This window comes from Saccharopolyspora sp. NPDC002376 (assembly GCF_053593195.1).
Genome location: NZ_JBSFBZ010000069.1, coordinates 24,424 through 35,697 on the forward strand (window position 1 = coordinate 24,424; position 11,274 = coordinate 35,697).

The 11,274-nt window shown below is 68.7% G+C and carries 9 protein-coding genes; 8 read left to right on the forward strand and 1 reads right to left on the reverse strand.

The features are described from left to right. Nucleotides 1–291: 291 nt before the first annotated feature. The 7 genes from ACWCO2_RS32075 to ACWCO2_RS32105 all read left to right on the forward strand — a co-directional run bounded on the left by ACWCO2_RS32075 (nt 292) and on the right by ACWCO2_RS32105 (nt 7,638). Nucleotides 292–1,590: an ABC transporter substrate-binding protein gene (locus tag ACWCO2_RS32075; RefSeq protein ID WP_450131537.1), complete on the forward strand. Its 1,299-nt coding sequence runs from the start codon at nt 292–294 to the stop codon at nt 1,588–1,590. Then, nucleotides 1,587–2,627, forward strand: a complete 1,041-nt coding sequence (locus tag ACWCO2_RS32080; protein WP_450131538.1) for a Gfo/Idh/MocA family protein — start codon at nt 1,587–1,589, stop codon at nt 2,625–2,627. The genes ACWCO2_RS32075 and ACWCO2_RS32080 overlap by 4 nt, the downstream gene beginning before the upstream one ends. A 74-nt stretch (nt 2,628–2,701) precedes the next feature. Then, complete coding sequence (locus ACWCO2_RS32085; protein WP_450131539.1) at nt 2,702–3,916, forward strand: DegT/DnrJ/EryC1/StrS family aminotransferase; 1,215 nt, start codon at nt 2,702–2,704, stop codon at nt 3,914–3,916. Further along, nucleotides 3,913–4,671 (forward strand): amidohydrolase family protein, encoded by a 759-nt coding sequence (locus tag ACWCO2_RS32090; protein ID WP_450131540.1) that lies wholly within the window; start codon nt 3,913–3,915, stop codon nt 4,669–4,671. The genes ACWCO2_RS32085 and ACWCO2_RS32090 overlap by 4 nt, the downstream gene beginning before the upstream one ends. Then, complete coding sequence (locus tag ACWCO2_RS32095; protein WP_450131541.1) at nt 4,668–5,513, forward strand: amidohydrolase family protein; 846 nt, start codon at nt 4,668–4,670, stop codon at nt 5,511–5,513. The genes ACWCO2_RS32090 and ACWCO2_RS32095 overlap by 4 nt, the downstream gene beginning before the upstream one ends. Before the next feature lie 8 nt (nt 5,514–5,521). Then, nucleotides 5,522–6,289: a sugar phosphate isomerase/epimerase family protein gene (locus tag ACWCO2_RS32100; protein WP_450131542.1), complete on the forward strand. Its 768-nt coding sequence runs from the start codon at nt 5,522–5,524 to the stop codon at nt 6,287–6,289. 29 nt (nt 6,290–6,318) lie between these two features. Further along, nucleotides 6,319–7,638, forward strand: a complete 1,320-nt coding sequence (locus ACWCO2_RS32105; RefSeq protein ID WP_450131543.1) for a hypothetical protein — start codon at nt 6,319–6,321, stop codon at nt 7,636–7,638. 15 nt (nt 7,639–7,653) lie between these two features. On the opposite strand, the gene ACWCO2_RS32110 is transcribed toward ACWCO2_RS32105, so the two are convergent. After that, entirely contained in the window at nt 7,654–10,725 is a 3,072-nt protein-coding gene (locus ACWCO2_RS32110) for a DegT/DnrJ/EryC1/StrS family aminotransferase (protein ID WP_450131544.1), read from the reverse strand. A gap of 363 nt (nt 10,726–11,088) precedes the next feature. Between ACWCO2_RS32110 and ACWCO2_RS32115 the strand changes: the two genes are divergently transcribed. Further along, nucleotides 11,089–11,265 (forward strand): transposase family protein, encoded by a 177-nt coding sequence (locus ACWCO2_RS32115; protein WP_450131545.1) that lies wholly within the window; start codon nt 11,089–11,091, stop codon nt 11,263–11,265. The last annotated feature ends 9 nt before the right edge of the window (nt 11,266–11,274 follow it).

An 11,274-nucleotide genomic window follows, 5' to 3' on the forward strand; every position in this document is an offset into this window, starting at 1 on the left:
CTCCGCCCGATCCGCCACCGTCTGCCGGGTCCCACGCGATGGGCTCCAGGAACCGCCGAGTGCGGTACCGAGCCCGATACGACGGGCGCCTCCTGCATAGGAGACCTCCCTTTCTGGTGGCTTGGTGATGGGTCTGTCGGTCACGCCCTTGACTTCAACGAAGGCTGGCTTTTACGCTCCGCCGTAACTCAATCTACGGTCTGGATTTAATGCACCGTAAGGAACCGTCCACGGCGTGTCAAGAACTTGTTTCACTGCCCAAAACCGACGCTTCCCCATAAGGAGACCGGCATGATCCGATCGGTACGGCGCTGGCGGCGAGTCGTCGCGACCACTGTCTTCACCTCCCTCCTGTTAGCCGGTTGCATCGCCGGAACCAACTCGCGCGACCAAGCCGGTGGAGACGAACCTTCTCAAGGCCCGACGACACTGGAGTTCTGGACGATCAACCTCCGGACCAACTACGAGCCCTACGTACAGGGGCTCATCGACCAGTTCGAGTCCGAGCACCCCGGGGTGACGATCGAGTGGGTCGACGTGCCCGGCGGCGACATGGCCACCCGGCTCCTCGCCGCCTTCGCCTCTGGTGACGGACCCGACGTCGTCAACCTCGATAGCCCCACACTCGACCGGTTCGCCGCGCGACTGACGGACCTCACACCACACGTGCCCGAGAGCGCGTTGTCCGACTACCAGCCCGGCCTGCTGGACTCAGGCCGGCGTGACAGCGCGCTGCTCGCGCTTCCCTGGTACAGCGGTGGCGCCACCGTCTCCTGGTACAACGACGAGATCCTCACCGAGGCAGGATTCGGGAACGAGCGACCCACCACGTGGGAGGAGGCACTCGACTTCGCCGATCGGATCGCTGAATCCACCGACGCCTGCGGGTTCAGCGCCATTCCCAGCATCGAGGTGTTCCAGCAGCACGGGATCCAGATGCTGGACCCGACGAAGACCAAGGCGACGTTCAACACCGCCGAGGCCGCCGAGATCCTGGAACGCTGGCGGCAGTCGTACCGGTCCGGGGGTGTGTGCCCTGGTTCTGTCAGCAAGGACGAACGCAACTTCCCGCAGACCGTCGACAACGGACTCGCCGCCTTCTCGGTCCGCAACCTCCCCTTCATCCTGCAGGCCATGCGAGACAACGCCCCTGCCGTGTACGAGAAGCTGTCGGTCGCCAAGGACGTCACCGGCAGCAACGGGACGTACATCCTCTCCGGAGTTCAGACACTGGCGGTGACGAAGGAAAGCGCCGCCCCGAAGCTGGCGAGCGAGTTCGCCGCGTTCGTGACCAACGGTGAGAACCAGCTCGAGTTCTGCACGCTGGTTCCGATCTTCCCGTCGACGATCTCGACGCTCGACGATCCGCTGTTCACCAAGATCGACACGGGCACCCCGGTCGATGCCGCACGCGCCATCGTGGTCGAGCAGTTGTCCGAGACCGTAAGCCTGCCGCTCGGGACGGGAAAAGACCCGGCGCTGCGAGATGCGCTGAAGGAAAGGGTGCGTGCCTTCCTCACCAGTGACCAATCCGCCGAGGACGCGCTCGCAGCGGCGGTCCAGGACTGGGAGAAGGAGCTCGCACGATGAGAGTCGGAATCGTCGGAGCCGGCATCATGGGCCGGTTTCACGCACGCACCTTGCAGTCGATGGACGGGGTCGACGTCCTCGCGGTCGCCAGCCGAGGTGGGCAGTCCGCCCGTGACCTCGCCGAGGAGCTGCCGTCGGCGGACGCGGTCGCTGGATGGCAGGAGCTCGTCACCAGGGATGAGCTGGACGCCGTCGTGGTGGCGACGCCGGACGCCGAGCACGCGGACATCGCGATCGCCGCGCTCGACGCCGGTAAGAGCGTGCTCGTGGAGAAGCCACTAGCCACGACCCTCGACGACGCCGGGCGTATGGTCACCGCCGCCGAGAACTCGGGCCGCAGCGCCGGGTGCCTGTTCAACCATCGGTGGGTGCCCTCGTACGCGGAAGCACGGCGGCGCGCCCCGGAACTCGGCCGAGCGCTCATGGCTTACGCCCACAAGAACGACCGCATCTCGGTGGCGAGGGAGATGCTCAGCTGGTCGGCCACGACCACGTCCGCATGGTTCCTGTCCAGCCACGACATCGATCTGATCACGTGGATCATCGGGCAGTACCCCACGGAGGTGTTCGCCACCGCGGTGTACGGAGCGCTGCGGGAAGAAGGCATCGATACGCCCGACGCCATGCAGATCCAGGTGCGCTACGACGGTGGCGCCGTCGCCACCTTCGAGTCCTGCTGGGTCTATCCGAACAGCTTCCCCACGCTGGTCGACTCCTACCTGGAGGTGGTGGGCACCGCAGGAGTGGTTCACATCGACCGCAAGCGTGACCAGCTGGAGATCTGCACCGACTCGGGAATGCAGTGGCCGTCGTTCGCGGTGCAACGCACCGTCCACGGGGAGGCCGCCGGTTCGGTCCGGGACTGCCTCGCCGACTTCGTGCGCGCGCACCGCGAGGGCAGGAACCCGCTCGTGCCGTTGGGCGAGGCGGCCGTGACCACCGCGGTGCTCGCCGCCGCCCACGAGTCCGCCACAAGCGGCCACGGCGTCGCGGTCGCCGACCTCCGCTCCGCTTCCACACTGCCGAACACTCCGTGACCGGGGAACGGTGAACCTCGCAGTTGACTTCCTCCCCTGCCTAAGGCACGGGTTCCCGCCGATTGGAGTTTTCGATGAACGCTCCCATACCCTCGCCCGCGAGAACCACGCCGTGGCCGTCCTGGCCGGTGTGGGACGACGCCGAGTCGACGATGCTACGGTCCGCCCTGAAATCGGGCCGGTGGTCGGCCGCCGACGGCGAACTCAAACAGCGGTTCGAACAGGCGTGGTCCGAATACCTCCGGGTGGAGCACGCGGTCGCCGTCACCAACGGGACGATCAGCCTGGAGATCGCCCTGCAGGCACTGGGCATCGGCCACGGCGACGAGGTCATCGTGCCTCCGTACACGTTCTTCGCCACCGCCTCAGCCGTGCTCAAGGCACACGCCGTGCCCGTCTTCGCGGACGTCGATCCCGCCACGCTGAACCTGTCACCCGCGGCGCTGGAAGAGGCCGTCACCGACAGGACCAAGGCCGTGATCCTGGTCCACTTCGCGGGACAGCCCGCCGATCTGGACGCGATCGGCGCCCTCTGCCGCCGGCACGGGCTGGCACTCATCGAGGACGCGGCACACGCCCACGGCGCACGGTGGTCGGGGCGCCCGGTCGGCGGTGAGGGAGCTTTCGGCTCGTGGTCGTTCCAGTCGTCGAAGAACCTTTCGGCAGGCGAGGGTGGCGCACTGACCACTCGTGACGCCGACCTCCATGCCGCGGCTGTCAGCCTGCACAACTGCGGCCGCACCGCCGATGGCGCCTGGTACGAACACCACGAACTCGGCGGCAACTACCGGCTGACGGAGTGGCAGGCCGCGATCCTGCTCTCCGGGTTGACGCGGCTCGATGATCAGATCGCTGCCAGGGAGACCTCCGCAGGCAGGCTGAATCAGCTGCTCGGATCGCTGGACGGCATCCAGCCGCTGGCGCGCGACCCCAGGGCGACCACGCACGCCCACCACCTGTACGCGTTCCGCTATGACTCCGAGGCCTTCGCGGGTGTGCCGCGGGACCGGTTCGTCGAACTTCTCCGACACCACGGGATACCGGCCTCGGCCGGCTACCCGCTACCGCTCTACCGGCAACCGGTGTTCGCCGAGGGCCGGTTCGACCGGGCCGCGACGGGCTGGGACGGCACCCGCGAAGCGCACCGCTACGCCGATCTCCATCTGAGCGTGGTCGAGGATGCGTGCCGCAGCGTCGTGTGGTTGCCGCAGCCCCTGCTGCTCGCTCCGGCCGACGAGATGTCCGACGTCGCCGAGGCGATCGAAGCGGTACGACGGTGGGTTCGGTGACAACGGTGTCCGGGACCGGCCCAGTGGACATCAACACCATGCTGGGCGCGGTTCCGCAGGGCCCCGGGTACCGGCATCCGGACGAGTTGCTCCACGTAATGGACACGTTGCGGATCGCACGTTCGGTGGTCGTGTCGAGCCTGGCGTGGCGGCACGACGCCCACGCAGGGAACCTCGCGCTGTCCAAAGCGATCGACAACACTGGTCGGCTCCGCGCCTGCTGGGTTCTCGTGCCGGGAACCTGTCAGGAGATGCCTTGTCCCGAGGAGCTGATAGCCATGATGCGCGCCGCGGACGTGGCGGCGCTCCGGATCTGTCCGGAGGATCACGGCTGGGACCCGTCGGGTCCCGCGGGTGGTGACGTGATGAGCGTGGCGGCCGAGTACAACGCACCGCTGCTGGTGGATCTGGACCAGCTGGGATGGGTACGGATCGACGCCCTCGCCGACACTCATCCCGCGCTGCCGATCGTGGTGACGACCGTCGGGTACCGCACGCTGCGGGAGGCCGCCGCGGTCATGCGGCGACGGGCGAACGTCCACGTCGACCTGTCCTATCTGGGCTCGCACAACGGTCTGGAGTGGATCGTGCGGGAACTCGGATGTGACCGGGTGCTGTTCGGCACGGGCGCGCCACTGCGCGATCCCGTGGACGCCACCGTGCGGCTACGGCTGTCGCGGCTCGACGGCGCCGCCGAGGAGGCCGTGGCGACGGGAAACTTCGACCGCCTGATGGCAGGAAGGCGAGCCCGGTGAGCAACACGATCGCGCGTCGGCTACAGCAGCGTGTCCTCGACGGACTGCCGTTGGACGGGCTGCAGGTGATCGACGCGCACACGCATCTCGGCCCGTACAGTCGGTTCTTCATCCCTGACCACGGGGTCGAGGAGGTCGTCCGGGTCATGGACCGGGTCGGTGTCGCGACGAACCTGGTCTCGACCCACCTGGGCATCGAGCTCGACGCGACCGCGGGCAACGACGATACGGCGGCGGCGGTCGACGCCTCGCGGGGACGGCTGCACGGGCTGATGGTGCTCAATCCCCACCAGAATCCGACCGAGGAGATCGCCCGGCGGCGCGGCGACCCACGGTTCGTCGGGATCAAGCTCCACCCGGACCTGCACCAGTATCCGATCACCGGACCGCGCTACGGACCGGCGTGGGAGTACGCCGCCGAGTACCGGCTGCCCGTGCTGGTGCATTCCTGGTCCGGCTCCGCCCACGACGACCCGTCGTTGATCGCGCAGGTCGCGGACCGATACCCGCGGGTGCCGATCCTGCTCGGTCATTCTGGAACGATCCGTGCGCACTTCGACCAGGTCACGGCTCTCGCCCAAGAGCGGGCGAACCTCTACCTGGAACTGTGCGGGACTTTCATGACGAGCTGGTGGGTACGGCGGTTCGTCGATGCCGTCGGTGCCGACCGCGTGATCTTCGGTTCCGACCAACCGTTCATCGACGTCCGCTACTCGCTCGGCCGGGTCCTGTTCGCCGGACTGGACGACCACGAGATCACCATGGTGTTGGGAGGGTCTATCCGGGCCTTGCTCCCGCACGTCGAGTGGGACACGGCCGGTCGCTCGGCACGTCCGGCGTGAGAGGGGTCGTGACGGCGGGCCGCGCCGGGCTGTGCTCGGTGGCCTTCCGCCACCTGGACGTCGCGGAAGTGCTCCGGGTGGCTTCCGCGGCGGAACTCGTCTGTGTCGAATGGGCAGGTGATCCCTGCGTCCCGCCCGGCGGGGACGCCGGTGCCCGAGCCCGGCTTGCGACCTCGTCGGCCGGACTCGGGGTGGCCTCCTACGGCAGCTATCTCCGGGTGGGCGGCACCACGTTCGCCGACGATCTCGCGAACACCGTGCGCACGGCTGTGGACCTGGGTGCCCCTCGGATCCGGGTGGGCGGGTTCCGCCCCGCGCGAGAGCGTGTCGGCAGCCGAGCGGCACCGGACGATCGGCCAGCTGCGCGATCTCGCGGACCGTGCGACGACAGCGGACTCACGGTGGCGCTCGAATGTCACCACGGCACCCTGACCGAGCACGCCGAGGACGCTCGTCGGCTGGTCGAAGATACGGCACACCCGAGGCTGGGGTTGCACTGGCAGCCACCCGTCGGCCTGCCCGCCCGGGCCGTCCTCCGCAACCTCGACACCACGGCCGGTCTGGTGCGTGCGGTGCACGTCTTCGCGCGGGACGCGCACGGCGCCCGCCTGCCGCTGCGCGCGCAGGCGGCGCTGTGGCCGGAGGCGATCGGACGGCTCCGCGCGGAAGTCGCCCCGCCGGCCGACTTCCTGCTGGAGTTTGTTCCCGACGACGACCCCGCACGCCTCGCGGCCGAGGCCGACACGCTGCGCGAACTTCTGGCAGGCGCGTGGTGAGCTGGCGAGACGTACGGGAAAATGGTGGGATGCACCAAAAGTTCGACATCGCCGGACTCCCGGTGGCCATCGGTGTGGTGGGCCCACCCGACATCGTCGAGGGGATGCTGGCCACGGGCTCATCGCACCTCGATGGCCTCGCCGGTGTGCGGCTCATCGGCGCGGCGTACGAGTCGGAGGACGACGTCGGCCCCCAGGTCAAGCAGATCGCCGACGCGGCGGACGCGCTGCTGTTCGTCGGGCAGTGGCCGATGGATCTGGCGCGCCACGCGGTCGACATCCCGATCCCCTGCACCGCAGTGCCGCTGTCGGGTTCGAGCCTGCTGGCGGTGCTGCTCAGGGCTCAACGCCGCGAGGGCGTCGACATCACCCGCATCAGCATCGACTCGTTGCCGCGCAAGGAGGTGCGGCAGGCGCTGGCCGACGCCGGGATGCCCGCAAAGAACGTGATGATCAAGGAATACCGCAGTCCGCAGACGGTGTCCACCTTCCTGGACTGGCACGTGTCGGCGTATAAGAAGGGCCGCACGACCGCGGCGTTCACGACGATCGGTTCCGTCGCGCGGGGTCTGCAGGAGCAGCAGGTCCCCGTGTTCCGGGTGCTGCCGTCGGCGGCGTCGATCCGCACCGCGACGAGCAGTGCGGCGCTGATGGCGGTGTGGCAGCGGGCGGCGAGGACGCGGACCGCGTTCATGCTGCTGCGCATCTCAGGAGCGACGCGGATTGATCGCGAGGTCACCGAAACCGTCCGCCTCGCACTCCACCTTGCCCTGGTGGAGGCGGCGACGACACTGCGCGGCGTCGTCCTCCCCCGATGGGACGGGGTGTCCTTCGCGCTGCTCACCACGGCCGAGGACTTCGCGCACGCGAGTGAGTACTTCTCCCGCGCCCCCTTGGTCGACGCCATCCGGCACGAGGTTGGTGTCGACCTGCACGTCGGCGTCGGGTTCGGCACCACCGTCGCGGAGGCGCAGGCCTGCGCTGAGCAGGGACTGCAGGTGCTGACCGACCGCGGCACGGTCCGTGGAGCGGCGATCGTCGACACCGACGGCGGCACGGTGCTCCTCGAACAGGGGGCCTCGTCCGTCGTCGCCGCGCGCCCGGCGGTCGACGAGACGTTCGGCACGTTGGTCCGAGCGGTGGCCGCGCAGCAGGGGGACGGCGGAGGCAAACTGGTCGTCCACTCCGAACAGGTGGCGGACATCCTCGGGATCAACATCAGGACTGCACGGCGGCTGCTCGCAAACTACGTCCGGCAGGGCGTTGCGTGGCCGGTGCCCTCGGGAACCCAGACCGGGCGGGGGCGTCCACGCAGGATGTACCGGCTGTTGGACGAGCCCACCCGGTGACGACATCGGGCGAGGTCACGAACGGGCGTAGGCGCGGTACACCTTGCGCAGGGCCGTCGCAATGTCCGTCACGTCACCGTCGGTGTACCGCTCGTTCCAGGGGATCACGAGCAGGCGCCGGGCGACGAGGGCTTCGGTGTGCGGGCACAGCCCCGGTGCCAGTACCTGCGCGCGGTCAACCGGACGACCACGCAGCGGGAAACCAGAGTCGCCGTAGGTGTGCGGGCCGGTGAACAGCGGCGTCAGGTACAGCGGGCGTTCGAGGTAGCCGCGTGACGCTGGAATGCCTTCTGCCCTGAGCGCTTCGGCGTAGCGCACCGCGTCCGCACCGGCGGCGGCGACGTCGAGGTAGACCGGAAACTGCCAGTACGTGGTGCCCTCGTGCGGCGCGGTGGACAGGCCGGAAAGCTCCTCGACAGCGCTCTGCACCGTGGCGGCGGCCTCGACCCGACGCTCCACCACGGAATCGAGGCGGCCGAACTGCACGCGCGCGACGGCCGCCTGGAGCTCGGTCATCCGGTAGTTCAGCCCCAGGAACAGGTGTGTCCGCCGGTCGTCGGCACGCGGCCACGCCTTGTCGCCGAACAGGCGTGAGCGGCGAGCCAGCGCGTCGTCGCTGGTGATCACCAGACCACCGTCGCCCGCGGTGACGTGTTTGGACTGCTGCAAGGAGAAGCACCCGAGATGGCCGACCGTGCCCGCCAGCCGCCCGTGCGGGGCGGTCCGCGTGAGATAGGCCTGTGCACAGTCTTCGATGAGGAGGAGGTTGTGCTCGTCGGCCAGCTCCCGCAGTTCGGTGACCGGCGCGGGGATGCCGAAAAGGTGCACGGCCAGGATCGCTCGGGTCCGGTCGGTGATCAACCGCCGGACGGCCGCGACATCAAGGTTGCCCGTGCGCGGGTCGACGTCGGCGAAGACCGGGACCGCGTTCTGCGCGAGGATCGGCAATACGCTGCCGATGTCCGACAGACCGGTGGTGATGATCTCGTCCCCCGGCTCCGGATTCACCGCCGCCACCGCGAGGTGCAAGGCTGCGGTACCGGAACTGGCGGCGATCGCGTGCCGCACCGAGTAACGCGCGGCGAACTCCTCTTCCAACGCCGTGGTCTGCTCCCCGACGGTCGCGTTGAGCCGTCCACTGAGCACAACGTCGTAGGCCGCCTGCGCCTCCTCGTGACCCAGCGTTCTTCCCAAGGAATCGGACACGTGTGGCAACGAGGCAGTGCGCACGGGGACTCCACCGTCGAGAGCCAGCACCTCGCTGCGGGAACCCTCCCCCGCTGGGCGGCGGCTCCCGGTCCGGACGTACCAGACGCTGTGCCCGGCGGGGATATCACCTGACAGCTCCAGGAAGTCACGTCCGTGCCTGCTCACCCGCGACGAGGACGCGGGACCGGACAGTGTCAACCCGTTGACGGCCGCGTCCGCGCGGGGCACCGGTACGAGCACGGCCGCACCGCGGAGGGCGTGCGCGCTGGAGATGTCGATCCGCCAGCCGTGCTCCACCTCCCTCAGCTTCAGGTGCACTCCACGCCGTGCGCGCTCCCAGCTGTTGATGCGAGCGCTGGTCCACCACAGCATCCCCCGTGCCCGGACGGCACGTGCCAGCTCCACGCACTCCCGGCGTGTGCCCGGTATCGCCCGGAGGTTCGCGCCGTGGAACAGGAAGTGTGCGACCCCATGCTGCTCCAGAACCGCATCGAGGATGACCTCGCGGGCGGCGACATGGGTGGCCACACCGAGGTCCTGGGTGTGCAGGGGAAGCGCCAGCACGTTCAGCAGCTTGTTGCCGGCGCTCACGTCGCCGAGGGGGAAGGAGACGTGCGCGGTACCGAACGGAAATCCGACGGTGCCGAGCTTGCTCGGACCTCGCGACTGGTCGATCTGGATTCCCACGTCCTCGCACCACGCGTAGAACTCCGACCAGCCTTCCCAGCGGGTGTAGTGGTTCTTGTTCGTGATCAGCTGCTCTTCACCTGTCACCGCGCATGCCCAGGCGTGCTGCGCGCGCAGTGCCGATCGGCTCCACACGGCAAGATCGGCGTCACCCATCGCGTTGTAGTGCAACGCGTTCTCGTGCCCCGCGCTGCCGATCTCGCGATAGATCTCGGGTCCGTAGCCACCGGGGTAGAGCTGGCACCACGTGACCGTCACGTCGGCATCGGCGAACGTGTCCAACGCGACCCGCGCGTCGTCTGGGTCGTTGCGGTCGGCGTCGTGGGACATGTGCGCGACGGCGGGAACTCCCGCAGGCCAGTAGTAGAGCCACGGCAACACCACGTTCGCCCGTTCGGCGGCCCACCACAGCACCTGAAGCAGAACGGAGCGCCACTGGTCGGCCTGCGGCCGGTCGAAGATCGGCACCGCAGCTGACGGGGGGAACTTGTGGTGAAAGTCCCGGGGAGCCGGATCGTCGGTGGGCATGCGGCGGTCCGACTCCAGGTCGAGCGCCAGCCCGTCTTCCGCCTTGAGAACGCCGTCGTCCAGCGGCGCCGTGCCATCCGCCGCCGGCACGCCGTCTCCGGTCACGGCATAGCCCTGCTGAATCCGTACGACCGACTGCCACACGTCGACGCCCAGCGTGATCACCACCCCGCCTCCGACGGACCTCGCGGTGACGGCGGCCCGGCGTTCGGGGCCATCCCACAGCGCCAGCACCTCGACCTCGTCGTCGACGGCGTCGAGACCGACGCCGCCCACAGCGTGCAGCGCGGCCGGTGGTTTCGTCCACGCGGCGTGCCTGCAGAACCCAACGGACCCGTGGTCGTGCCGCTCAGCGGTGCGCACGCCCGCGAGGCGCGCGAGAAGGCCGGGCTCTCCCGTGAGGACAAGCGAACCCCCGGCGCGCACCCACGCCTCAGCGGCGTCGGCCTCACGTCGGCCCACCGCGCTGGGAGTGGCGAGGAGGAGGACTCCGACCGAGGCGTCCAGGTCGTTGAGGTCCTCGGTCTGCAGTGCGTTGTACGGCATCCGGACGTGGCCGAGGATTTCGTCCGCGTACCGCCACCACGCGTCCCGCCCCGATTCCAGTGCCTGCCGCGTCACGTCGTCGTCGGTCGCCACCGCCAGGGTGTGCCTCGGTCTCATGGAACCAGAACCATAGTTATTCGGACAGCCGTTTGTCTATATACGGCGTGACATCAAAAACGCCCGTCCTATCCCGCCGTGACCACGGCCAGTCCTTCCAGCTCGGTCCCGACACGTCGTCTGCCAGTCCGAGTGAGCTCCCCCCGTGTAACTGGTCAGGGTGTTTGTCTGGGCGTGTGCAAAGTTGATCTGAGGGCTGCGGCGGTTCTCTGACCAGGCTGGACACAAGGCGAGGGCGCGGTCTCGGTGGGAGATCATCGGGTTGTCCAAGCCTTGATGTTCTACCCAGGGAGCCGCGCCCTCGTGTCCTCATCCTCCCTGATCCCTGCTGTGCTGAATCGACCCACTCTGACCGTCGAGTCTGTGCGGGGCCGGGTGGGCGGCCTGTGGCGGGTGTTGGGGGCGGTGACCGATCCCCGTGATGGGCGTGGGGTGCGGTACCGGTTGCCGTCGTTGCTGGCTCTGGCGGTGCTGGCGGTGGCTGCCGGGGCGAAGACGTTCCTTGAGATCGACGAGTACGCCACCGATCTGCCGGTGTAGTTGCTGACC